Annotated in this window: 25 protein-coding genes; 12 read left to right on the forward strand and 13 right to left on the reverse strand. The window is 64.7% G+C overall.

Features of this window, described 5'->3' with window-relative positions; genetic code table 11:
* Nucleotides 1–62 precede the first annotated feature (62 nt).
* The 3 genes from NCR37_RS09480 (at nt 63) to fumC (ending at nt 4,955) form a co-directional block, all read left to right on the forward strand.
* Nucleotides 63–1,502: an MATE family efflux transporter gene (locus tag NCR37_RS09480; protein ID WP_250472761.1), complete on the forward strand. Its 1,440-nt coding sequence runs from the start codon at nt 63–65 to the stop codon at nt 1,500–1,502.
* A 430-nt stretch (nt 1,503–1,932) separates the two neighbouring features.
* Nucleotides 1,933–3,525, forward strand: a complete 1,593-nt coding sequence (locus tag NCR37_RS09485) for a phospholipase D family protein (protein ID WP_250472839.1) — start codon at nt 1,933–1,935, stop codon at nt 3,523–3,525.
* A gap of 23 nt (nt 3,526–3,548) precedes the next feature.
* Nucleotides 3,549–4,955 (forward strand): class II fumarate hydratase, encoded by a 1,407-nt coding sequence (fumC, locus tag NCR37_RS09490; RefSeq protein ID WP_250472762.1) that lies wholly within the window; start codon nt 3,549–3,551, stop codon nt 4,953–4,955.
* Nucleotides 4,956–5,168: 213 nt separating this feature from the next.
* Here the strand turns inward: fumC and NCR37_RS09495 are convergent, their stop codons facing one another.
* Complete coding sequence (locus NCR37_RS09495) at nt 5,169–5,684, reverse strand: acyl-CoA thioesterase (RefSeq protein WP_250472763.1); 516 nt, start codon at nt 5,682–5,684, stop codon at nt 5,169–5,171.
* A gap of 53 nt (nt 5,685–5,737) precedes the next feature.
* Nucleotides 5,738–5,878 (reverse strand): hypothetical protein, encoded by a 141-nt coding sequence (locus NCR37_RS09500; protein WP_250472764.1) that lies wholly within the window; start codon nt 5,876–5,878, stop codon nt 5,738–5,740.
* A gap of 135 nt (nt 5,879–6,013) precedes the next feature.
* Between NCR37_RS09500 and NCR37_RS09505 the strand changes: the two genes are divergently transcribed.
* Nucleotides 6,014–6,757, forward strand: a complete 744-nt coding sequence (locus NCR37_RS09505; RefSeq protein ID WP_250472765.1) for an ArsR/SmtB family transcription factor — start codon at nt 6,014–6,016, stop codon at nt 6,755–6,757.
* 50 nt (nt 6,758–6,807) lie between these two features.
* Here NCR37_RS09505 and NCR37_RS09510 read toward each other — a convergent pair whose 3' ends face one another.
* Both NCR37_RS09510 and NCR37_RS09515 read right to left on the reverse strand, forming a co-directional pair.
* Nucleotides 6,808–7,779 (reverse strand): thymidylate synthase, encoded by a 972-nt coding sequence (locus tag NCR37_RS09510; protein WP_250472766.1) that lies wholly within the window; start codon nt 7,777–7,779, stop codon nt 6,808–6,810.
* Nucleotides 7,780–7,928: 149 nt separating this feature from the next.
* A complete protein-coding gene (locus NCR37_RS09515; protein WP_175944559.1) occupies nt 7,929–9,308 on the reverse strand; it encodes a sigma-54 dependent transcriptional regulator in 1,380 nt (459 codons plus the stop codon).
* 242 nt (nt 9,309–9,550) lie between these two features.
* Here NCR37_RS09515 and NCR37_RS09520 point away from each other — a divergent pair, with 242 nt between their 5' ends.
* Entirely contained in the window at nt 9,551–9,892 is a 342-nt protein-coding gene (locus NCR37_RS09520; protein WP_250472767.1) for a hypothetical protein, read from the forward strand.
* A gap of 357 nt (nt 9,893–10,249) precedes the next feature.
* Complete coding sequence (locus NCR37_RS09525; RefSeq protein WP_250472768.1) at nt 10,250–10,747, forward strand: dihydrofolate reductase; 498 nt, start codon at nt 10,250–10,252, stop codon at nt 10,745–10,747.
* Between the two features lie 69 nt (nt 10,748–10,816).
* Here the strand turns inward: NCR37_RS09525 and pmbA are convergent, their stop codons facing one another.
* Nucleotides 10,817–12,187 (reverse strand): metalloprotease PmbA, encoded by a 1,371-nt coding sequence (gene pmbA, locus NCR37_RS09530; protein ID WP_250472769.1) that lies wholly within the window; start codon nt 12,185–12,187, stop codon nt 10,817–10,819.
* Between the two features lie 193 nt (nt 12,188–12,380).
* Here pmbA and yjgA point away from each other — a divergent pair, with 193 nt between their 5' ends.
* Nucleotides 12,381–12,980, forward strand: a complete 600-nt coding sequence (gene yjgA, locus NCR37_RS09535) for a ribosome biogenesis factor YjgA (RefSeq protein WP_250472770.1) — start codon at nt 12,381–12,383, stop codon at nt 12,978–12,980.
* The gene (gene mog / locus NCR37_RS09540; protein ID WP_250472771.1) at nt 12,970–13,590 is read left to right on the forward strand and encodes a molybdopterin adenylyltransferase; all 621 of its coding nucleotides are present in this window, start codon (nt 12,970–12,972) and stop codon (nt 13,588–13,590) included. The genes yjgA and mog overlap by 11 nt, the downstream gene beginning before the upstream one ends.
* Here mog and orn read toward each other — a convergent pair.
* Nucleotides 13,587–14,207 (reverse strand): oligoribonuclease, encoded by a 621-nt coding sequence (gene orn / locus NCR37_RS09545; protein ID WP_250472772.1) that lies wholly within the window; start codon nt 14,205–14,207, stop codon nt 13,587–13,589. The two genes, mog and orn, sit on opposite strands and share 4 nt — an antisense overlap.
* A 141-nt stretch (nt 14,208–14,348) precedes the next feature.
* Here orn and NCR37_RS09550 point away from each other — a divergent pair, with 141 nt between their 5' ends.
* The 3 genes from NCR37_RS09550 to NCR37_RS09560 are packed head-to-tail and all read left to right on the forward strand — an operon-like array spanning nt 14,349 to nt 16,869.
* Nucleotides 14,349–15,617, forward strand: a complete 1,269-nt coding sequence (locus NCR37_RS09550; protein WP_250472773.1) for a M48 family metallopeptidase — start codon at nt 14,349–14,351, stop codon at nt 15,615–15,617.
* Nucleotides 15,614–16,549 carry a ribosome small subunit-dependent GTPase A gene (rsgA, locus tag NCR37_RS09555; protein ID WP_250472774.1) on the forward strand — a complete coding sequence of 312 codons (936 nt, stop codon included), beginning with the start codon at nt 15,614–15,616 and terminating at the stop codon, nt 16,547–16,549. Before NCR37_RS09550 ends, rsgA begins: the two co-directional genes overlap by 4 nt.
* Nucleotides 16,546–16,869 carry a putative signal transducing protein gene (locus NCR37_RS09560; protein ID WP_250472775.1) on the forward strand — a complete coding sequence of 108 codons (324 nt, stop codon included), beginning with the start codon at nt 16,546–16,548 and terminating at the stop codon, nt 16,867–16,869. The genes rsgA and NCR37_RS09560 overlap by 4 nt, the downstream gene beginning before the upstream one ends.
* Nucleotides 16,870–16,872: 3 nt before the next feature.
* On the opposite strand, the gene NCR37_RS09565 is transcribed toward NCR37_RS09560, so the two are convergent.
* The 6 genes from NCR37_RS09565 to rpsP all read right to left on the reverse strand — a co-directional run bounded on the left by NCR37_RS09565 (nt 16,873) and on the right by rpsP (nt 21,117).
* Nucleotides 16,873–17,811, reverse strand: coding sequence for a CobD/CbiB family protein (locus NCR37_RS09565; RefSeq protein ID WP_250472776.1), 939 nt, complete (start codon nt 17,809–17,811; stop codon nt 16,873–16,875).
* A gap of 101 nt (nt 17,812–17,912) precedes the next feature.
* Nucleotides 17,913–18,569, reverse strand: a complete 657-nt coding sequence (locus NCR37_RS09570; protein ID WP_250472840.1) for a CoA pyrophosphatase — start codon at nt 18,567–18,569, stop codon at nt 17,913–17,915.
* Between the two features lie 148 nt (nt 18,570–18,717).
* Nucleotides 18,718–19,107: a 50S ribosomal protein L19 gene (gene rplS / locus NCR37_RS09575; protein WP_159836713.1), complete on the reverse strand. Its 390-nt coding sequence runs from the start codon at nt 19,105–19,107 to the stop codon at nt 18,718–18,720.
* Between the two features lie 135 nt (nt 19,108–19,242).
* Nucleotides 19,243–20,013, reverse strand: coding sequence for a tRNA (guanosine(37)-N1)-methyltransferase TrmD (trmD, locus tag NCR37_RS09580; RefSeq protein ID WP_250472777.1), 771 nt, complete (start codon nt 20,011–20,013; stop codon nt 19,243–19,245).
* A gap of 28 nt (nt 20,014–20,041) precedes the next feature.
* The gene (gene rimM / locus NCR37_RS09585; RefSeq protein WP_250472778.1) at nt 20,042–20,773 is read right to left on the reverse strand and encodes a ribosome maturation factor RimM; all 732 of its coding nucleotides are present in this window, start codon (nt 20,771–20,773) and stop codon (nt 20,042–20,044) included.
* Between the two features lie 89 nt (nt 20,774–20,862).
* A complete protein-coding gene (gene rpsP / locus NCR37_RS09590; protein ID WP_175944588.1) occupies nt 20,863–21,117 on the reverse strand; it encodes a 30S ribosomal protein S16 in 255 nt (84 codons plus the stop codon).
* A gap of 201 nt (nt 21,118–21,318) precedes the next feature.
* Between rpsP and NCR37_RS09595 the strand changes: the two genes are divergently transcribed.
* Nucleotides 21,319–21,822 carry a TM2 domain-containing protein gene (locus NCR37_RS09595; RefSeq protein ID WP_250472779.1) on the forward strand — a complete coding sequence of 168 codons (504 nt, stop codon included), beginning with the start codon at nt 21,319–21,321 and terminating at the stop codon, nt 21,820–21,822.
* 2 nt (nt 21,823–21,824) lie between these two features.
* Here NCR37_RS09595 and NCR37_RS09600 read toward each other — a convergent pair whose 3' ends face one another.
* Nucleotides 21,825–22,964, reverse strand: coding sequence for a PA0069 family radical SAM protein (locus tag NCR37_RS09600; protein ID WP_250472841.1), 1,140 nt, complete (start codon nt 22,962–22,964; stop codon nt 21,825–21,827).
* Nucleotides 22,965–23,014 lie beyond the last annotated feature (50 nt).

Consider the following 23,014-nt stretch of genomic DNA (forward strand, 5'->3'; position numbering starts at 1 on the left):
GTTCAGGTTTCAACGCACGACACGGACGCGTCCACGCGCCCTTCCGCTCCTTGCTCTCGATCATGCAATCGCACACCAGCCGCGCGACCCGCGCGCATTCGGGACACGTCAGTCTGTCTCGCCATGCCGTCGATACCGCGCGCCTCGCCGCGCCGCTCGCCATCGCGCAACTGTCGCAAATGGCGATGGGCGTCACGGACACGATTCTGCTCGGCTCGCTCGGGCCGGACGCGCTCGCCGCGGGCGGCCTGGGCGCCAACATGTTCTTCGTCGTGGTGACGCTTTTGCAGGGCGTATTGACGTCGGTGAGCGTGGCCGTCGCCCACGCGCGCGGCGCGGACGCGGAACACCGCGTGCCGGGCATCTACTGGACGGGGCTCGTGTTGTCCGTGCTGCTTGCCGTGCCGGCGTTCGTGCTGCTGTCGTATGCCGAGCCGATACTGCTCGCGTTCCACGAGCCCGCGACGCTCGCGCACAACGTCGGCGAATATTGCGCGGTGCTGCGCTGGGGCACGCCGGGCAGCCTGATCGGCATCGGCATGATGCGCGCGTTCCTGCCGGCCATCGGCGCGGCGAAGCGCTTGCTGTGGGTGTCCATCGGCGGCGTGTTCGTCAACGGCTTTCTGAACTATGGGCTGATCCACGGCGCGTACGGCCTGCCGCGCGAAGGCTTTCTCGGCTCGGCGGCGGCGACCGCAATCACCGTCTGGCTCACGGCCTTCGCGCTCGTCGCGCTGCTGCATCTGCGCCCGCGCTACCGGCATTTCGTCTCCGCCGCGCGGCCGCATCTGCCGCTCATGGGCGAGCTCTTCGGCATCGGCTGGCCGGTCGCCATCACGTACGGCGTGGAATCGACGCTCTTTCTCGCGACCGGCATGATGGTCGGCCTGCTCGGCGAAGCGCCGCTCGCCGCGCACCAGATCGCGCTCAATGTGGCGTCGGCGGCCTTCATGGTGCCGCTCGCCATCGGGCAGGCCGCGAACGTGCGCGTCGGTTACTGGGCCGGCGCGGGCGTGCCGGTCGCGGCGCGTCACGCGGGCTTCGTCGCGCTGGCGCTCGGCGTCGGCTTCATGATGTGTTCCGGGCTCGTGCTCATTACCGCGCCGCGCGCAATCGTCGGCCTGTATCTGCATCTCGATGATCCCGCCAATGCGCGGACCGTGGCGCTCGCCGCTTCGCTTCTGAGCGTCGCGGCCGTGTTCCAGATCGTCGACGGCATGCAGACGGTCGGCTCGGGCTGCCTGCGGGGCCTGAAAGACACGCGCGTGCCGATGCTCGCCGCCGCGTTCGGCTATTGGGGCGTCGGCTTTCCGACGGGCTATGTGCTCGCGTTTCACTTCGAGCTCGGCGCCAAAGGCTTGTGGTGGGGACTCGCGGCAGGGCTGGCGAGCGTCGCCGTGCTGATGACGCTGCGCTTTCATCGCATCAGCAGGCGGCTCGTGGAAACGGGCGTCGCGCGCGCCGACGATCGCGTGGACGGGGCTTCGAAGCGCGTTGCGTAAGAGATGCGCGCGCCACGCATATGCAAAGCAAGAATGCTTGTTTGGTGCTCGCCGCGTGCGTTGTTAGGATAAACCCCGTCTCCTCCTTGAGACTTATCCAGTAACAGGGGTTATAGCCCGCTCTGCCGAGCGGGCTTTTTTTCGGCTGCCGATTCCCGCGCATCGTGCGTTTGCTCGCCTGGCCCGCACGCCAGTTCCCCTAGAATAAATTCCGAGATGCCGCAGCGGCGAGAACGCTTCTTGCTGTGTCGCGATGCTGCTGTTGCTCTAAGCGGTCGCACGGAAGCAGCCGAATCGAGATAAACAAAAAAGAGGAAGCGAAGTGTCGGAGATCCGGGGAATTTGCCAAGCTGGATGGGAAGTCGCGCGCGTTCGAAACGACGCATCGGTCGCGACGAAAACAACGAAATGGGTGAGCAGCACGCGCCGCATGGCGGTCATGGCGGTCCTCACCGCGCTCTGCGCCGGATGCGCGACGCGCCCGCCCGCCACCGCGTTCGATCGTCCGGTGACGCACGCGCTGCCCGCGACGGAGCCGACGCCGCTCCAAACGGCGCTCGCGCCGCTGGAAAAGCAGCATCCGGACGAATCCGCCGTGCGCCTTCTGCCGACCGGCTCGGACGCGCTTCAGGCGCGCGTCGCGCTGGCTCGCGCCGCGACGAAGACCCTCGACATGCAGTACTACATCGCCGAGGAGGACAACACCGGCAAGCTGCTGCTCGGCGCGGCGCTCTACGCGGCAGATCGCGGCGTGCGCGTGCGCATGCTGGTCGACGACCTGAACTTCAAGGACATCGACCGCATCATGGCGGCGCTGAACTCGCACGAGAACATCGAAATACGCGTGTTCAATCCGTACGGCAGCGCGCAGCGGAGCTTTTATGAGCGCACGCAAAACTTCTTCACGAACCTGAACCACTTCACGCGCCGCATGCACAACAAGGCGATGATCGCGGATAACCAGATCGCGATCGTCGGCGGGCGCAATCTCGGCGACGAATACTTCAACGCCAGCCCGACGCTGCAATTCCGCGATCTCGACATGTTCACGGCCGGCCCCGTCGTGCACAAGGTTTCCGCGAGCTTCGACGATTACTGGAACAGCACGCTCTCCTACCCGCTGCGCGTGCTGAACAAGCAGAAGTTCGATCCGTCCGAACTCGACAAGACGCGCGAGGATCTGCGCAACCACTGGCGCGAGCAAGCCGACCCGCTGAATGCCAAGCCGCTCAACGCGACGCCGCTCGCCCAGCAGATATCGCGCGGGGAGATGAGCCTCGTCTGGGCGCCCACCGAGTTCGAAGCGGATTCGCCCGCGAAGATCGAACATCCGAGCGACGACTATAAAAGCCCGCCGATGACGCGGCTCGCCGAGCTGATGAAGAACGCGCAGAACGAGTTCCTCATTCTGTCGCCGTACTTCGTGCCGCACGACGTGGGCGTGAAGGCGCTGGCCGACCTGACGCGCCGCCACGTGCGCGTCGCGGTGCTGACCAACTCGCTCGCCGCCACCGATGCCGTCGCGGTTCAGGCAGGCTATGCGCCGTATCGCATTCCGCTTCTGCAAAACGGCGTCGAGCTGTACGAATTCAAGCCGCTTCAGCCGGAAGGCGAGAGCCGCCCTCCGCCCGGCCTTTTCGGCTCCTCGTCGCGCGCGAGTCTGCATGCCAAGGCGTATGTGATCGATCGGAGTATCCTCGTGATCGGATCGATGAATCTCGATCCCCGCTCGGCGCGGCTCAACACCGAACTGGCGCTCGTGATTCACAGCAAGCCGGTCGCGGAGCAGGTCGCGGCGCTGTTCGACAGGGGCATCTCGCCGAAAGCGAGCTGGCGCGTGGAGCTGGCGAGCGCGGCGGTGATGGCGGAGTTGCGCCGCACCGGCTCGCCGCAGTCCGGTCTCGTGTGGACCAGCCAGGAAGACATCGGCACTGTGACTTATAACTTCGATCCCGACGCCGGCTTTTACCGTAACGCAATGACGGGCGTCTTCAAGCTGCTGCCCGTCGACGAGCAGCTTTGACCACTTCAAAGGACCATCAGGCCATGACACAGAACGCACAGAGCGATGTACGCATGGAGAAGGACACTTTCGGCGAGATCGCCGTGCCCAACGGCAAGCTCTGGGGCGCGCAAACGCAGCGGTCGTTGCAGAACTTCAAGATATCGACGGAAAAGCAGTCGCCCGAACTCATTACCGCGCTCGCGATCATCAAGCGCGCCGCCGCCGAGGTGAATCAGGACCTGGAGGTGCTCGACGCAAACAAGGCGCAGGCGATCATGCAGGCGGCCGACGAGATCATCGACGGCAAGCATCCGGACGAATTTCCGCTCGCTGTGTGGCAGACGGGTTCCGGCACGCAGACGAACATGAATCTGAACGAGGTGATCGCCAATCGCGCGAGCGAGCTGCTCGGCGGGCCGCGCGGCGAAGAGCGCCTCGTGCATCCGAACGATGACGTGAACCGCGGCCAGTCGTCCAACGACGTGTTTCCGACGGCGATGCACGTCGCCGCCGCATATGCGATCGTCAGGCATCTGGTGCCGTCGCTGAAGACGCTGCGCGAGACGCTCGACAACAAGGCGAAGCAGTTCGCGGATGTCGTGAAGATCGGCCGCACGCACTTGCAGGACGCGACGCCGCTCACGCTCGGTCAGGAGTTTTCCGGCTACGTCGCACAACTCGACCAAGGCATCCGCCACGTCGAAGCGACGCTGCCGCATCTCTATCAGCTCGCGCAGGGCGGCACGGCGGTCGGCACGGGGCTGAACGCGCATCCGGAGTTCGCGGTGAAAGTGGCGCAGAGCATCGGCAAGCTGACGGGCCTGCCGTTCGAAACCGCGCCCAACAAGTTCGAGGTGATGGCCGCCGCCGACGCGCTCGTCGCGGCGCACGGCGCGTTAAAAACCGTCGCAGCGAGCATGATGAAGATCGCCAACGACATTCGCTGGCTCGCGAGCGGCCCGCGCTGCGGCCTGGGCGAACTATCGATTCCGGAGAACGAGCCGGGCAGTTCCATCATGCCGGGCAAGGTGAACCCGACGCAGTCCGAAGCCGTGACCATGCTCTGCTGCCAGGTGTTCGGCAACGACGTGGCGGTGAACTTCGGCGGCGCGAGCGGCAATTTCGAGCTGAACGTGTTCCGGCCGATGATCGCGCATAACGTGCTGCAGTCCATCCGCCTGCTCGCGGACGGCGCGCAGAGCTTCAACGACAACTGCGCGGTGGGCATCGAGGCGAATCAGGAGCGCATCGACAGTTTGCTCAACGAATCCCTCATGCTGGTGACGGCGCTCAATCCGCACATCGGCTATGACAAGGCCGCGCAGATCGCCAAGAAGGCGCACAAGGAAGGCACGACGCTCAAGGCCGCCGCGCTCGCGCTCGGGCACGTGACCGAGCAGCAGTTCGATGAATGGGTGAAGCCGCACGAGATGGTGGGCAGGAAGTAGGCGTTCTCGGGCGGTCTCAGGCGGTCTCAGGCGTTCGCGGCCGGCAAGCGCAAGTCGGGCGAGCGCGCCTCCCACGTCGCGCTGGAGCCATGCGAACAGGCCACCGCCGGACTGACGGCAAGGGTCTGCACGGCGCGGTCGAGGTGGCGCGCAAGCGCACTCGTGAACAAAAGCGCGTCGTGCGGAACTCGAAGTCGCGCCCGCAAAGGCGCGTCAGACCTTGCCCGCCGCCACTTCTTCCGGCTTCAGTTCGACGATTGCATCGAGCGCGTCTTTCACGTCCATCGCGTATTTCGCGAGACGTTTCTCTTCTTCCGATTCGGGCATGAACGGCGGCACGGGCGTGGGTTGCCCCTTTTCGTCGACGGCGACGAACACCATCAGACAGTCGGTGGTCTGCTCGAGCTCGCCGACTTTCGGGTCGCCCGCGTGCACCGAGACGTGAATGTGCATGCTGGTGCGTCCGGTCAGCACGACGCGCGCGCGCAACTCGACGAGATTGCCGACGAGAATCGGCCGCCTGAAGCGGATGTTGCCGACGCTCACCGTCACCGCATAGCGTCCGCTCCACATCGCGGCGCAGGCGTAAGCGGTTTCGTCGATCCATTTCATGAGCGCGCCGCCGTGCACCTTGCCGCCGAAGTTGACGGAAATCGGCTCGGCAAGAAAGCGGAAGGTGGTTTCGGCGCGGCCTGCGCGCAAGGCGGCGGGCGGGGTCGGCGTGGTCATGGCGGCTCCCAGCGGAGAAAGAAGCCGCGATTATAGGCCGCGAAAAATGGCGGCTAGTTGTGGACGGTGACGCCCTGATCGATGGTGCCGTACATCGTGATGCTGCCGCCGCCCGCCGACGACGACGGCCCGCCCGCGCAGCCCGCGCACAGGGTGAGAACGGCCAGCGCGGCTGCGCTGATGAGCTTGGACATACGAATACCTGCTGCGTGGTGATACGAGCGACCATTCTAGCGCCGCGAGCGCCGCATCGACATTTCACGCGGATGTGAAACGTCGGGTGCGCGGGCGCGCTACAGTGGCGACATCCACCGTTGCGTGCCCTCGCCATGAATTCCGCTCTCGATGACGTCCGCTCGCGGCATTTTCCCGGCCTTTCGCGCATCGGCGCGCTGCTGGCCGATCCGGGCCGCGCCGCGATGCTCTGGTCGCTGATGGACGGCACGGCGCGTCCCGCCGGCGAACTGACGATGATCGCGGGCCTCTCGCCGTCCGCCGCGAGCGCGCATCTCGCGCGGCTGACCGATGGCGGCCTGCTCGCACTCGAAGTCAGCGGTCGGCATCGCTACTACCGCATCGCGACGCCCGATATCGCCGCCGCCATCGAGGCGCTCGCGAATCTCGCGCGCGCAAGCGCGCCGCAAGCCGCGCCGCAGCGTCCGGCGAGCGCCGTGCCGCTCGAGATGCGCTATGCCCGCACCTGCTACGACCACCTCGCGGGCGAGCTGGCCGTGCGGCTCTTCGACGGCATGCTCGCACGGCGCTGGCTCTCCACTCCAGACGCCGATTCGGCGACGCGCGAATCGTCCGCGCTCGACACCACGCCCGACGGAACGCTGGCGTTCGCGCAACTGGGCATCGACGTGACAGCGCAGCGCGCGCGGCGGCGGAGGTTCGCCTGCACGTGCATCGACTGGAGCGAGCGGCGTCCGCACTTGGGCGGCGCGCTCGGCGCGGCGTATCTCGAAGCCTGCGAAACGCACAGCTGGATCGAGCACACGGCCAAGCGTCGCGTCTTGCGCGTGACGCCCGCCGGACAGCGGCATTTCGAAGCGTTTCTCTCCGGGCGCTGAAAACAAAAACGCGCGACCGAGGCCGCGCGTTCGTCCGTGCTTGCGTTCGATCAGACCGCCATCGGCGCGCTGATCGGATCGTGATGACGGTAGCCTTCCAGCGCGAAGTCCTTCGGCTCGACCTTCTCCAGCCACTCCGGCTCATAGCGTTTCGTCACCGCGTAGTCCGGCACGCGATCGGAAATGATCAGCTGTGGCAGCGGATACGGCTCGCGCTTCAACTGCTCGTTGAGCATGTCGAGCTGATTCTCGTAGATGTGCGCGTCGCCGATAAAGTACGTGAACCAGCGCGGCTTGTAGCCCGTGAGCCGCCCGACGAGATGCAGGAGCGCCGCGCCCTCGGTCAGATTGAACGGTGTGCCGAGGCCGACATCGTTGCTGCGGATATACAGGCACAGCGAAATCTCGCCCTTCGCCACATTCGGGATGAACTGATACAGCAGATGACAAGCGGGCAACGCGATCTCGTCGAGCTTCGCAGGATTCCACGCGTGAAAGAGGATGCGCCGGTCAGTCGGCCGCTCGATGATGGTGTCGAGACACTGGCGCAACTGGTCGATGGCCTTGTACAGCAACACCTGCTCGCGCCCGTTCTCGACGAAGCTCGTCACGAGTTCGTAGCCGCGGTTGGTCGCATCGGCGATCTGGTCGCCCGCGCCGGCGTCGATCAGCTTGTACGCCGGCCAGTTGCGCCACTGCACGCCGTAGACGTCGCCCAGGTCGTCCGGGCCGCGGCGATACGGGTTTTCGAGCCACTGCGGATTTTCGTTCGCGTTCGCGTCCCACACCTTGCAGCCGAGCGCGCGAAAGTCCGCCGCGCTTTTCGACGCGCGCAGAAAACCGATCATCTCGCCGATTGCCGACTTGAATGCGAGCTTCTTCGTCGTGACGGCCGGAAAGCCCTCTTGCAGATCGAAGCGCAGCATGGCGCCGGGAATGCTGATGGTGCGGATGCCCGTGCGGTTTTCCTGCCACGTGCCGGTATCGAGGATCGTCTGGACGAGCTCGAGATACTGTTTCATTCGATGTTCCTTGAATGCGGGCACGGGCCACGCGAAGAGAGGCGGAAACCACCGATTTTATCAAGCGGCCCGCCTCGGCGCTGGCGTTCGCGAAAAGAAGAACGGGCGCCTTGCGGCGCCCGTTGCGGTGAGCAGAAACGATGCGTCGGTCAGCCGCGCGTGGCGTGTTCCGGGGGTGCGTCCACTTCGATGTGACGCATGCCGTGCGCGCTCAGCAGCCGATACAGCGTGACGCGCGAGATGCCGAGTTCGTGCGCCGCGTCGCCCAGCCGTCCGCGATGCCGCAGAAGCGCGAGTTCGATAGCCTGCCGCTCCGCCGCTTCGCGCGCCTGCGCGAGGGAAACCGGCGCCACTTCGACATATTCGCCGAGTTCCAGATCGCGCGCGGTGATCTGCCGCCCTTCCGACATCACGATGGCGCGGCGCACGCGGTTGATCAGTTCGCGCACGTTGCCCGGCCAGCCGTAATTGTGAATCGCGGCGATCGCATCCGGCGAGAAACCGCGCAGGCGGCGGCTCGCATCCTTCTTGAAGCGGTCGAGCATGTGCTTTGCAAGCAGTTCGATGTCCTTGCCGCGCGCGCGTAGCGGCGGCTCGTCGATCTGCAGCACGCACAGACGGTGATACAGGTCGGCGCGGAAACGCCCTTCGATCATCGCGGTCTGCATGTCGACGTGCGTCGCCGAAATGATGCGCACGTCCACCGGCGTGGATCCGTGGCCGCCGAGACGCTCGACCTTGCGCTCCTGCAGGAAACGCAACAGGCTCGCCTGGCTTTCGAGCGGCAGATCGCCGATTTCGTCGAGGAAGAGCGTGCCGCCGTTGGCCGCTTCCACGCGACCGATCTTGCGCTGATTCGCGCCCGTGAAAGCGCCGCGTTCGTAGCCGAAGAGCTCGGATTGCAGCAGGTGCGCGGGAATCGCGCCGCAGTTGATCGCGACGAACGGCTGATCCCGCCGCGCCGAGCGCTCGTGGATGGCGACGGCGGTGAGTTCCTTGCCGGTGCCCGATTCGCCCGAGATGAAAACGGGCGCGTCCGTCATCGCGACTTTGCGGATCGAGCGGAAGAGCGCGAGCATGGCGTCGCACGAACCGACCATCTCGCCCTCGGCGCGGCCCTCGCTGCGCGCGTCGTTCGACGCGGCGTCGTGCAGCGCCACCATGCCGTAGGCGTGGCCGACCGAGTCGACCACGCGGTCGTTCGACGTGGGAAGCGTAACGTAGTCGAAACAGTAGTCGCGGATCAACCGGCGCACAGCAGCGTCTTCGAGCTGACCGGCGACGGTTGCCGCGACCCAGCCGACGTTGGTCATGGTCAGCGACGATTCGAACGCCGCCAGTTCGTGCGATTCGAAATGTCCCGATAAATCGAGCAGCCCGCCCATTGCGAGGTCGCTGCGCAACGCTTTGCGCGTGTCGCGCGCGCTTGCCACGATCTCGATTTGCCAGCCGCGTTCCTCGAAACGCGCGCATAGCGTTTCGCTGGGGTCCCGAGTCACATAGATCAGTTGCCGCCGAGCGACGTCCATTATTCAGATCCTTGGTTCAACGTTCGTTGAAAAGGTCGCGTAGTTCAGGCTCTCGCTTCAAGCAGAATTCTTGGCCCTCGCAGGTGATGCGTACGGACTTGCAATTCGATACCACGCCCCCTGGAACGTGCCGCGTGTCGCGCCGGCAGCCTTCCGCGAAACCCTTTTGGTTTGATTCTGCGCCGCATTGAAGAGACTACTATAACCCAGAATCACCAAAAACAAATACCGCCGGAAACAGCTTGACTCGTCGCAAAAGCTTGCTGGCTAAGGCTTGTGACCAGTTTCACACGGATTTATTGCAACTTCGCGTCGTGCTTTTCTTACGACGAGAGCTTATACCGAATCTGCCCGATCTTTCGGCTTTTCTTGCCCGACGTTTCGCTGATGAAACGTTTTCCGGAGGTTTTCACCAATTTCCGTCAGCCTGTTATGCGCAACGCTTTGACTGTCAAGGCGCCGATGCGAATGGCATGCATTTAGCTTTAGATTGCCGCGCACGCGGCACGAATGAAACGGCGAGATTGTCTTTCATATCCGTCGCCCTACGATTTTATTTCCTGCAACCGCCCCTGTGGAATTAATTACTTCGTTTGTTGTGTTGACAATGGCTCTTGATCACAATTTACCGCGCTTTGAATCGACGGCTAATGCACGGTCGGACGCGAGCGAGACGCAAGCAATCGACTGGTCCCCCGCGAATGACAGGGCTGCCAATGATGCAGACGCCGCGTCCTGGCGCGGCCCCGCCGCTATCCCGAGCGTGACCCTCTGGGACGAAATCGCGCCGGAAGTCCCGCGCGCCTATCGCGAGGGCGCGGAGGACGCATCGGCAGGCTGAGCGCGCGCTCGTCGAAGGGAGCGGGACGCGCTGGCTAGCGCGTCGGTTAGAATTCGTGCCCCGGCCCCGGCGGCGCGCGCCGCCTCTCTCCTGACTGCACATGACGACGCTCACTCTCATCGTCGCCCGCGCACGCAACGGCGTGATCGGACGCGATAACCAACTGCCGTGGCGCCTGCCCGAAGACCTCGCCTTCTTCAAACGCACGACGATGGGCGCGCCCATCATCATGGGACGCAAGACGCACGAGTCGATCGGGCGGCCGTTGCCCGGGCGGCGCAACATCGTCGTGACGCGCGACGCCACCCGCCGCTTCGAAGGCTGCGACACGGTGACGAGCATCGACGAAGCCCTCGCTCTCGCAACCGCCGATGGCGCAGCCGAAGCCTTCCTGATCGGCGGCGCGCAGCTTTATGGCGATGCGATCGACCGCGCGAATAAGCTGATCGTCACCGAAATCGACGCCGATTTCGACGGCAACACGCATTTTCCCGCGCCCGACGCGTCGCAATGGCGCGAAGTGTCGCGCGAGCGGCATCGCGCGGCGGCGCCCAACGACTTCGAGTTCGCGTTCGTCACTTACGAGCGGCGCGCGTAACAACGACTAAGGCCCCGGACGATTGTCATCGTCCGGGGCCTTTCTTTTCGCCAGCGGCGCGCGAAGCGCTTACTGCCCCGCCACCGTCATCCGCTCGATCAGCACCGAACCGATCGCCTTGGTGCCGCGCACCACCGTATCGGCGCCCACGGCTTCGATATGGCGGAACATTTCCTGTAGCGTGCTCGCCACCGTGATTTCCTCCACGGCGTGCTGAATCTGCCCGTTCTCGACCCAGAAGCCCGACGCGCCGCGCGAATAGTCGCCCGTCACGTAGTTCACGCCTTGCCCCATCAGTTCCGTCAGCAGAAGGCCCGTGCCGAGCTTCTTCAGCATGGCTTCGAAGTCGTCGCCGGGCTGCGTGTGCGTGCTTTTCATCGACAGATTGTGCGAGCCGCCTGCGTTGCCGGTGGTCTGCATGCCGAGCTTGCGCGCCGAATACGTCGACAGGAAATAGCCTTGCACCACGCCGTCTTCCACGACATTGCGCCGCTGCGTGCGCACGCCTTCTTCGTCGAACGGCGCGCTGCCCATGCCGCCGCGCACGTGCGGGTCTTCGACGATCTGAATGTGCGGCGCGAACACCGGCTTGCCGAGACTGTCGACGAGAAACGTCGTCTTGCGATACAGCGCGCCGCCGCTCACGGCCTGCACGAACGCGCCGAGAATGCCCGCCGCGAGCGGCGCTTCGAACAGCACGCGGCACTTGCGCGTGTCGAGGCTGCGCGCGTTCAGGCGCGCGAGCGCGCGCTCGGCGGCGTAGCGGCCGACGGCTTCGGGATCGGCAAGCGCGGAGGCGTCGCGCTTCGACGTGTACCAGTCGTCGCGCTGCATGTCCCGGCCGCTCGCCGCGATCGGCGCGCACGCGATGTAGTGCCGCGAGTACGGATACCCCGCCATGAAGCCGCGCGACGTCGCGAGCACGAATTGCGAATGCTGCGCGGACACGCTCGCGCCTTCCGAATTGGTGATGCGCTTGTCGACCGCGAACGCCGCGGCCTCGGCGCGGCGCGCGATGTCGGCGGCCTCTTCGGCGTCGATATCCCACGGGTGATAGAGATCGAGGTCCTGCGGCGACTTCTCGAGCAGTGCTTCCTCGGCGAGCCCGGCGGCGCTGTCTTCCGCCGTGAACCGCGCGATGTTGTACGCCGCCGCGACCGTGTCGCGCAACGCCTCGCGCGTGAAGTCGGCGGTGCTCGCGTTGCCGCGCTTCTTGCCGATGAACACCGTGACGCCGACCATCTTGTCGCGGTTATGCTCGATCGTGTCCACTTCGCCGCGCCGCACGCTCACCGAGAGGCCGTCGCCCTCGGAAATTTCGGTGGCGGCATCGCTTGCGCCGAGTTCCTTCGCGTAGCGCAGGATGTCCGACGCGATCTCCTTCAACTCGTCTTGCGTATGCGGAAAAAAGCGTTGCCTGACGTCGATGTCTGCTGCCATGTGTCGTTGCCTTCGGTTTTTGTTGACCGCGCAAGCGCCCATCGCGCTCCGTGTCATGAATGTCGCGCCTGTCGTTGCGCCTGTTGTTGCCTCAAACGCGCGCCGACTCTCCACGCGATCATAGCAAGGACGGCGCGCGTTCACCCGTCGTAACCGCGTCGGCTCGCTCGCGGGCGCAAGCTACAATGTCGCCATGAACCGTAAAACCCGCATTCAACCGATGGAAGCCGATCGCGGCGACGCGCCCGATCAGGTCTATGACCGTCCGAGCAAATCGCAGCTGAAGCGCGACATGCACGCGCTGCAAGAGCTCGGCGAGGCGCTTATCGCGCTGCCGAAAGACGCGCTCAAGCGCATGCCGATGCCCGAAGATCTCGACAGCGCCGTGCGCGAAGCGCGCCGCATCACCGATCACGAAGGCAGGCGCCGTCAGTTGCAGTATGTCGGGCGCGTCATGCGCTCGCTCACGGAAGAGGAAGTCGCCGCGCTGCGGACCGCGCTCGACACGCATCGCGGCGTGAACAAGGCGGAAACGGCGCGGCTGCACTGGATCGAACGCGCGCGCGAACAATTGCTGGCAGATGACGCCGCGCTCACCGAATTCATTCGGCAACATCCGGGCGTCGATCCGCAGGAAGGCCGCACGCTGATTCGCAACGCGCGCAAGGAGCGCCAGCAGCAGAAGCCGCCGCGCTACTACCGCGAGCTGTTCCAGTGGATCAAGAACGCGGCGGGCGTGGAAGAGGACGAAGACATCGACGAGAACGACGAGGAAGGCAAAGATGAAGCCTGAGCGCAGCCATCCGGACGAGCTGATCGTCGGGCTCGTGTCGATCAGTGATCGCGCATCGCAAGGCGTGTACGAGGACAAGGGCTTGCCGGCGCTGCAAGCGTGGCTCGGCGGCGCGATGGCGTCGCCCTGGCGCGCGCAAACGCGCCTGATTCAGGACGACGCGGCCACCATTTCCGCGACGCTCATCGAACTCGTCGATACGCTCGGCTGCGATCTCGTGTTGACCACCGGCGGGACCGGCCCCGCCCGCCGCGACGTGACGCCCGAAGCAACGCTCGCCGTCGCCACGAAGCCGATGCCCGGCTTCGGCGAGCAAATGCGCCAGATCAGCCTGAACTTCGTGCCGACCGCCATTCTTTCGCGACAAGTCGCCGTGATTCGCGAAACCGCTGACCACGCCGCGCTCATCATCAATCTGCCGGGTCAGCCAAAGTCCATCCGCGAGACGCTGGAAGGCGTGAAGGACGCGGACGGCAAGACGACTGTGCCGGGCATCTTCGCGGCGGTTCCGTATTGCATCGACCTGATCGGCGGGCCATATATCGAGACGCAACCGGAAGTGGTCGCCGCGTTTCGTCCGAAAAGCGCGATCCGTCCGCCGAAGGTTTAAGACGCGCTGCTCGCCGCCGCCGGAATCAGGAAGTGCTCGCGGTAATACTTCAGCTCGTCGATGGATTCGTGGATATCGGCGAGCGCCGTGTGCATCGCGCGCTTCTGGAAGCCCTTGTAGATGGCCGGCTGCCAGCGGCGGCACAGTTCCTTGAGCGTACTGACGTCGAGATTGCGGTAGTGGAAGAACGTCTCCAGTTCCGGCATCCAGCGCGCCATGAAACGGCGGTCCTGGCAGATGGAATTGCCGCACATCGGCGACTTGCCGGGCGGCACGTACTGGCCGAGAAACTCGCGAATCTGCCGCGTGGCTTCGGCTTCATCCACCGTGGACGCCTTCACGCGCTCGGTCAGCCCCGAGCGGCCGTGCGTGTTGCGGTTCCACTCGTCCATGCGTTCGAGCGCCTCTTCCGTCTGGTGGATGGCGAGCACCGGACCTTCCACCATCTTGTCGAGCGTCGAGTTCGTCACGACCACGGCGATTTCGATGATGCGGTCGTTGTCCGGATCGAGCCCGGTCATTTCCATGTCGAGCCAGATTAGATTCATGTCGCTGCGCGCGAGTGCGGATTCGGCGGCGAGGTCAGCGCTTGCGGGACGGTCGGAAGAGTCGGTCATGGATGCTGCCTGAGAAGAGAATGAGGCGCGGGCCGAAGGCATCTGCGATGGCATCTGAAAAGCCATCGCGATGGCATGATGTGACAACGGCGACACGGCCAAGAACCTATAATTCTCGCATAGTTCAATCGGAATGCCCGGATGACCCACCTCTCGCTCGCCTTCTCGACCATCTTCGTCGTCGCGCTCGCCGCAATGGTCTCGACCAAGCTGTGGCTCGCGTCGCGCCAGATTCGCCACGTCGCCGCGCACCGCAACGGCGTGCCGCCGCAGTTCACCGGCACCATCCCGCTCGCGGCGCATCAGCGGGCGGCGGATTACACGATCGAGCGCACGCGCCTCACGATGATCGAAGTCGTGACGAGCGCCGTCGTGCTGACCGCGCTGACGCTGCTCGGCGGCGTGCAGGCGCTCGATACCGCCATTTCCGGCTGGCTCGGGCGCGGCTATTTCGGGCAGATTGCGCTGGTGGCGTCGGTCGTCGCGATCACGAGCCTGATCGACCTGCCGTTCGACTACATCCGCCACTTCGTCGTCGAAGAGAAGTTCGGCTTCAACCGCATGTCGAAGAAGCTCTTCTTCGTCGATCTGGTGAAGGGCACGCTGCTCGGCGTCGTGATCGGCGCGCCGCTGCTCCTGCTCACGCTCTGGCTCATGGATCGCGCGGGCGCTTTCTGGTGGCTGTGGACGTGGATGGTCTGGGTCGCGTTCCAGTTGCTCGCCATGATCATCTACCCGACGTTCATCGCGCCGCTCTTCAACAAGTTCGAGCCGCTGAGAGACGAGGCGCTGCGCGCGCGCATCGAAAAGCTGATGTCGCGCACGGGCTTCGCCGCCAAGGGCCTCTTCGTGATGGACGGCAGCCGCCGGTCCGCGCACGGCAACGCGTATTTCACGGGCTTCGGCGCGGCCAAGCGCATCGTGTTCTTCGATACCCTGCTCGCGCGGCTGTCCGGCAGCGAAATCGAAGCGGTGCTCGCGCACGAACTCGGCCACTTCAAGCGCCGTCACGTGCTCAAGCTGATGATCGTGATGTTCGGCATCAGCCTCGCGATGCTCGCGCTGCTCGGCTGGCTCGTGCAGACGGTCTGGTTCTACGAAGGCCTGGGCGTGCGGCCGTCGCTCGTCGGCGGCAACAACGGGCTCGCGCTCGTGCTGTTCATGCTCGTGCTGCCCGTGTTCATGTTCTTCGTGACGCCGCTCGGCAGCCTGACATCGCGCAAGAACGAATTCGAAGCCGACGCTTTCGCCGCGAGCCAGACCGATCCGAAAGACCTCGTCAACGCGCTCGTGAAGCTGTACGAGGACAACGCGTCCACGTTGACGCCCGATCCGATCTACACCGCGTTCTATTATTCGCATCCACCCGCCTCGCAGCGCATCGACCGTCTGATGCAACACGCCGCATGACGACGCGCGCCACGCGCAAGACCGGCGCGTCGTCCGCCGCGCGCCTTCGCGGCACGGTGATCGCCGCGCACGGCCGGCACTATCTGGTGATGCCCGACGACGGCGGCGCGATGCTTCAATGCTTCCCGCGCGGCAAAAAGAGCGACGTGGCAGTGGGCGATCATGTGATGTACGAGCAGTCGTCGGCAGATCAGGGCGTGATCGTCGAGATCGGCGAGCGGCGCAACCTGCTCTACCGCTCCGACCAGTTCAAATCGAAACTCTTCGCCGCCAATCTCGATCAATTGCTGATCGTGCTCGCCACCGAGCCGCATTTCAGCGAAGACCTGCTCGGGCGCGCGCTCATCGCGGCCGAAGCGCACGAACTCGACGCGCTGATCGTGCTCAACAAGACCGACGTGACGGACGCGCTGCCGCTCGCGCGCGAACGCCTCGCGCCGTATCGCGAGCTCGGCTACACGGTGATCGAACTGTCGGCGAAGGCGCGTCCGGGCGAAGTGCATCCGCAACTGGATGCGCATTTGCACAACCGCGCGACGATCCTGCTCGGGCAATCCGGCATGGGCAAGTCGACGCTCGTGAATCTGCTCGTGCCCGATGCGGACGCCGCCACGCGCGAGATATCGTCGGCGCTCAACAGCGGCCGGCACACGACTACGTTCACGCGCCTCTACACGCTGCCCGGCGGCGGCTCGCTGATCGATTCTCCGGGCTTTCAGGAGTTCGGCCTGCATCACCTGTCGGAAGGCCAGCTAGAACGCGCATTCGCTGACTTCCGCCCGTATCTGGGCCACTGCCGCTTCTACAACTGCCATCATCTGCAAGAGCCGGGGTGCGCGGTGCTCGAAGCGGTCGAGGCCGGCAAGATCCGGCCGGAGCGGCATGCGCTCTACGCGCAACTCGTCCACGAAGCCAGCCAGATCGTGCGATGAAACGGCTCACCTGGGCGCCCAACCTGATCACGGCACAACATTGGGTGAATGTGCTGGCGATAGCGGGCGTGCCGTGCGAATTGCACAACCGCTATCTCAACGGTGCGTTAGGAGAGATTCCGGCCGATCAGTGCGCGCCTGAGATCTGGATCGTCGACGATCGCGACGAAGCGCTGGCGCGCCGTCTGCTGGACCGCGCGCAAAAAGGGCCGGACGTGAACGCCCGGCCCTGGTTCTGCAAGCATTGCGGTGAACGGCTGGAGCCGCAGTTCACCGTCTGCTGGCAATGTCAGACGGAGCGCGATCCGCTCGACGGCTGACGCTCAGGCCAGCCACACCGCGATGGTGAGCATGAGCAAGAGCAGCATCCACAAGATGACGGCGCGCCACACGAGCCCGACCGCCGATTGCAGCGTGCGCGGCGTGCAGTCGTCGCCGACGGGAAGCGGACTTGCATCGCCGACAGCGAGGGCTTCCACGCTCAACGGTTCGGCCAGCGGCCCCGCGAGACGCGCGCCCAACGCGCCGCTGCCTGCGGCCAGCAGCACGCCGTCGTTCGAGTCCGGCCACTGGCGCGCGTGATTGCGCCACGCGTAGATCGCGTCCTCGAAGTTGCCGACGATCGCGAAGCCCATTGCGGTCAGGCGCGTCGGAATCCAGTCGATGACAAAGAACGCCCGCTGCGCGAACGACGAGAACTCCGCAGTGCGCTCGGGGCTCGGCATCGCCCATGCACGCGCCAGATATTCGGCGATGCGATAGAACACCGCGCCCGCCGGACCGATCGGGATCAGAAACCAGAAGAACACGCCGAACACGTGCCGGTGCGACGCGATCACCGCATGAACCAGCGTGTGCCGCACGATTTCGCTCACGGGCATATCGACGGTATCGAGCCCGGTCCACTCCGTCAGCACTTCGCGCGCACGTGGAACGTCGTCGTTATTGAGCGCGAGATGGATGTCGGTGAAATAGTGGCTGAACTGGCGAAAGCCGAGCGTGAAGTACACGATCACCACGTTCCACAAAAACGCCAGAACGAAGTTGATGCGATACAACACGTAATAGACGAGGCCGACCGCGAGCGTCCACGGCAACACGACCAGCAGCCACGCGACGACGCCGTGCTTGGGCTTGCCGGCATCGAAGCCGTGCGCGGTGGATTCCGCATGATACTGAAGCAACGACGAAACAGGATTGTGCGGCGACAGGGCACGCACTTGCTCAATGATGAGAGCCAGCAATACGGAGAAAAAAGTCATGCGAAGCGCCGAAACAGTCGGTTGATTCGAGTTTCGCGTAACGATATCACAGCGCCTTGCGCGTTTTGTACGATCGGTCGCTGCGCGGGCCGCGAGCGTGGCTAACGTGCAGCGAGGAAGCGATAAAAATTGCGCAACATGCCGGCCGTCGCGCCCCAGATGAAGTACGGCGCGTGGCCTTCGGACGGCGTGTACGGCATGGCGAAGAACCGGCGCTCCCCGCCTTCCCAGCGAAACACGCGCACTTCGTGGTTCGCCGGATTCATGAGCCACGCGAGCGGCACTTCGAAGATATCGGCGACTTCGCTTGTGTCGGCCTGCAACGTGAACGGCGGATAGACGAGCGCGACGACCGGCGTCACGCGAAAGCCCGTGCCGGTCAGATAGTCGGGCATCGCGCCGATGACTTCGCAATGCTCGGCGCCGAGGCCGACTTCCTCCTGAGCTTCGCGAAGCGCGGTGGCGGCGGCATCGGCGTCTTCGGGCTCGCGGCGTCCCCCGGGGAAGCTGATCTGGCCGGCATGGTCGGAGAGATGATCGGCGCGTTGAGTCAACAGCACAGTGAGCCCGCCCTCGCGCACGACGAGCGGCACGAGCACCGAAGCAACGCGCGGATCGCCGCCGATCGCCTTGATGCGCTGCTCGGGCGGCTCCTGCGTCCAGTCGAGTTCTTTCGTGAAGCGTTCGCGCAGTCCGTCGGGCGTCAGGCGCTCCGGCGGAACGGGCGGCATGGCTTCGCCCGTCGAGACGACGGGCATCTGTTCGGGTTCGAGGATGCGCGGAGTCGATGTCTTGCCAGTGGACACGGGTCTCAAGCCTGAATGTGGAAGATACGATTTGAACACACCAAAGAAAAAAGCACCCACGAGGGGTGCTTTTTCCGGTGCGACTCTCGCGGCCGAAAGCTTACTCGGCGGCGGTAGCGGCACGGTCCTTCGAGACCAGCTTTTCCTTGATCCGAGCCGACTTGCCCGAACGCTCGCGCAGGTAGTACAGCTTCGCGCGACGAACGTCACCGCGACGCTTCACGACGATGCTCGCGAGCAGCGGCGAGTAGGTCTGGAACGTACGCTCGACGCCTTCGCCCGACGAAATCTTGCGGACGATGAAGTTCGAGTTCAGGCCACGATTGCGCTTTGCGATCACGACGCCTTCGTAAGCCTGCACGCGCTTGCGCGTACCTTCGACGACGTTCACGTTGACGACGACCGTGTCGCCCGGACCGAAGTCGGGGATGGCCTTCTCGCCGAGCACGCGCGCGATCTCTTCCTTCTCGAGTTGTTCAATCAGATTCATTACTGACTCCTTGTGCCATCTTGCCGGAGTTGTGTGCCTCGACTTCTGGTAATGAGGCCCCGGTAGAGGATGGGTTCACTTCCGGCGCCGACGTTGGCCGGCGCCCCCTTTTGTCCCGCTCGTCGGCTCGAAACCTTATTGCGGCTTCGACGCGTCCTTCGCGAGACTTGCAAGCCACGCCTCGTCGGCACGGCTCAGCAACTTGCTTTTGCGCGCCCGCTCGATCAGATCGGGCCGCTTCATGAACGTATTGCGTAATGCCTCGCGCCTGCGCCAGGCGTCGATTTCCTTGTGGTGGCCGCCAAGCAGCACATCCGGCACGGGCACGCCCTCGTATTCCTCCGGGCGCGTGTAGTGCGGACAGTCGAGCAACACGTCGACGAAACTGTCCTGCACCGCCGATTGCGCATCGTTCAGCACGCCGGGCAAGTGGCGCACGACAGCGTCCATCAGCGCCATGGCCGGCAATTCGCCGCCGGACAGCACGAAGTCGCCGAGGCTCACTTCCTCGTCCACCACGCGATCGATCAAACGCTGGTCGATCGCTTCGTACCGGCCGCACAACAACACGAGGCCGGGTTCCTGCGAGAAACGCATCACGCGATCATGGTCCAGCTTCGCGCCTTGCGGCGACATCATCACGACGCGCGTCTTTTCGATGCCTTGCTCGCGCTGCGCTGTCTTGGCCGCATTGATCGCGTCTTCCAGCGGACGCGCCAGCATGACCATGCCGGGGCCGCCGCCGTAAGGACGGTCGTCGATGGTGCGGTAGTTGTCCGTGGTGAAATCGCGCGGATTCCACGTGCGCAGACCAAACCGCCCCTGCTTCACCGCCCGGCTGGTGATGCCCCAGTCGGTCAGCGCGCGAAACATCTCGGGAAAGAGCGTCACGACATCGAACTGCATCGCCCTCTCCGCGTTCTGCCGATGGCTTTCAATAATCGGCGTCCCAGTCGACGACGATACGCTTCGCCGCCCGATCCACCGTCTTCACGTACACGCCGACGAACGGAATGAGCCGCTCGCCGGTGACGGGCTCGCCATCCTTGTTCGTGGCCGGGTACTCGACCCGCAGGATGGAGTGCGCGCCGTTGTCGATCATGTCGGCGACGCGGCCAAGCGCCACGCCCGCTTCGTTTTCGACATCGAGGCCGATCAGATCGACCCAGTAGAACTCGTCTTCGTCGTCGAGCTTCGGAAAGTCGCTGCGCGCGATGTGCACCGCGTAGCCTTTCAGCGCCAGCGCGGCGTCGCGGTCGTCGCAACCCGCCAAGCTCGCAACGATCGAATCTCCGTGCACCTTCGACTGCAAACGGCGCGCGGACTTGCGGTCGCGATTCTTGACGAGCCACCAACGCTTGGCCGTGAGCAGCGCGTCGCCGCCCGACTTGCCGTGCGAATGCGGCGTGACCTTGACCCAGCCCTTCAGGCCGTAGGCATCCACAATGAAGCCGACTTCGACTGCATCTTCCGGCAGATGCTCCGCCGGCTCGATGCCCTCGACGCCGCCTTCGGGCTTGCCTGCGCCCGAAACGCCGGCCGCCACGCGGCGCGCGCCCGGCTTGCGGACGAACGCGCCGAACGTGGCGGCACCTTCCTGCTGCCCCGGCTTCGGTTGACTGACGGAAGCGGACTCGTGGCCGTTTTGGGGATCACGCGCGGGCATCAGCGAACCTTTGGGCAAATATGGAACGACCGAGCGACAGCCACGCTTGACGGCGTGACGCGCCACTCAATCGACAAGCAGAAGACAGCTTAAGCAGCCGGCTGAGCTTGCTTCGACTGCTTGACCAGACGCTCGACGGTCGGCGACAGTTGCGCGCCGACGCCTTGCCAGTAGGTCAGGCGATCTTGAGCGATACGCAGCGATTCGCCCTTCGTGGCGACCGGGTTGTAGAAACCCACGCGCTCGATGAAGCGGCCGTCACGGCGGCTACGCGAATCGGTTGCGACGATGTTGTAGAACGGGCGCTTCTTCGAGCCGCCACGAGCCAAGCGGATGATGACCATGCTGAAATCCTTGAAAACCGGGGTTCGGAACTACCAGAACACGCGATTATAACGGGAATCCGAAGCCCTAACAAACACTTAACGCATTTTTTGCTGGCAACGTGCGGCGCCGGGAGCCGCCGCGACCGAAATGTCGCATTCTGTCTACGTCGCGCGCCGCATCGTAAAATGACGAATCTGCACTCCTCACCGCTCTCCAAGATGACTTCCTCGTCCGTTGCCGCGCAGTCCGAGTCCAAGCCTGCGGGCAAGGCGGCTGCGCCCTACTTTCGTTCGAAAACGCTGACCGCCGCGCTCGCGTTCCTGTTCGGCAGCATCGGCCTGCACCGCTTCTATCTGTATGGCATGCGCGACAAGTACGGCTGGGCGCATATCGTGGGCATCGCGATGGGCGCGCTCGGCTATCTGCTGCTCGCCGCGACCGAGCGTACGTCGGTGCTCGGCTGGGTGCTCGCCGTGCCGGGCGCGGTGTCGCTGCTCGCGGCGTTTCTCTCGGCAATCGTGTACGGACTGCGGCCCGATGCGAAGTGGGACGCGCAGTTCAACGCCCATACCGGCCGTCAGAGCCACTCGGGGTGGACGGTAATTTTCGTGGTGATCTTCTCGCTGCTGATCGGAGCGTTCCTGTTGATGACCGGCCTCGCCCTGACGTTCCAGACGTACTTCGAAGGCCAGGTGGAAGCCGCCAAGACGTTGTCGCAATAAGATCAGAACAGATTCAGCTGGCCGCCAGTGGCAGGCGGCGCCGCCCGCTGGGCCTTGGCGCTCGCTGGCCGCTGGAACTCCGACATATCCAGAATGCCGCGATTGCGCAGGTTCAGACCGAGCCGCTTCGTCGCCTGACGAAAACGCTGTTTCAGCATGTCCGCCCACAAGCCCTCGCCCTTCATGCGCGTGGCGAAGTCCGAGTCGTAGTCCTTGCCGCCGCGCATGTCGCGCACGCGGCTCATCACGCGGTCCGCGCGATCCGGGAAATGCGCGGCGAGCCAGTCCTTGAAAAGCGGCGCGACTTCCCACGGCAAGCGCAGCACGATATAGCTCGCCGTGGTCGCCCCCGCCTCCGCGCACGCTTCCAGCACGCGCTCGAGGTCCGGTTCCGTGACGAACGGGATCACCGGCGCGATGCTCACGCCGACCGGAATGCCCGCGTCGGCGAGCGTGCGAATGGTGCGCAGCCGGCGCGACGGCGTGGCGGCGCGCGGTTCGAGCGTGCGCGCGATGTCGGCATCGAGCGTCGTGACGGTGATCGCCGCCATGAACTGCTTGCGCTCGGCCATGGGCGCGAGCAGGTCGATATCGCGTTCGATCAGCGACGACTTCGTGATCGCCCCGAACGGATGCCCGCAGTCGTGGAGAATCTCGATCACCCGCCGCGTCAGCTTCAGATCGCGCTCGACCGGCTGATACGCGTCCGTATTGACGCCGAGGGCGATGGGATCCGGCTGGTAGCTCGGCTTCGCCAGTTCGCGCTCGAGCAATTCTCCGGCGTTGATTTTCGCGTAGATGCGGCTTTCGAAATCCAGCCCCGGCGAAAGGCCGAGATAGCTGTGAGTCGGACGCGCGAAGCAATAGATGCAGCCGTGTTCGCAGCCACGGTACGGGTTCAACGAAACCGTGAATGGAATGTCCGGCGAGTTGTTGCGCGTGAGAATGCTCTTCGCGCGTTCCTCGAAAACCTGCGTGCGCAGCGGCGGCGAGCCTTCGTCGTCGGCAGTTTCGTGCGTCCAGCCGTCGTCGACGCGCTCGCGCTCGTCCTTCTCGTAGCGCCCTTGAAGATTGGACACAGCGCCGCGCCCCTTCAGCGGCGAAGGCGGCGCGACAGGAAATTCTTTGTCCGGCGTGGGCATTGCGGTCACAGAGCTGCGTCTTGAGGTACTGTACAAATATACAGTATCGC

This window comes from Caballeronia sp. GAFFF1 (genome assembly GCF_023630705.1).
Classification (GTDB): domain Bacteria; phylum Pseudomonadota; class Gammaproteobacteria; order Burkholderiales; family Burkholderiaceae; genus Caballeronia.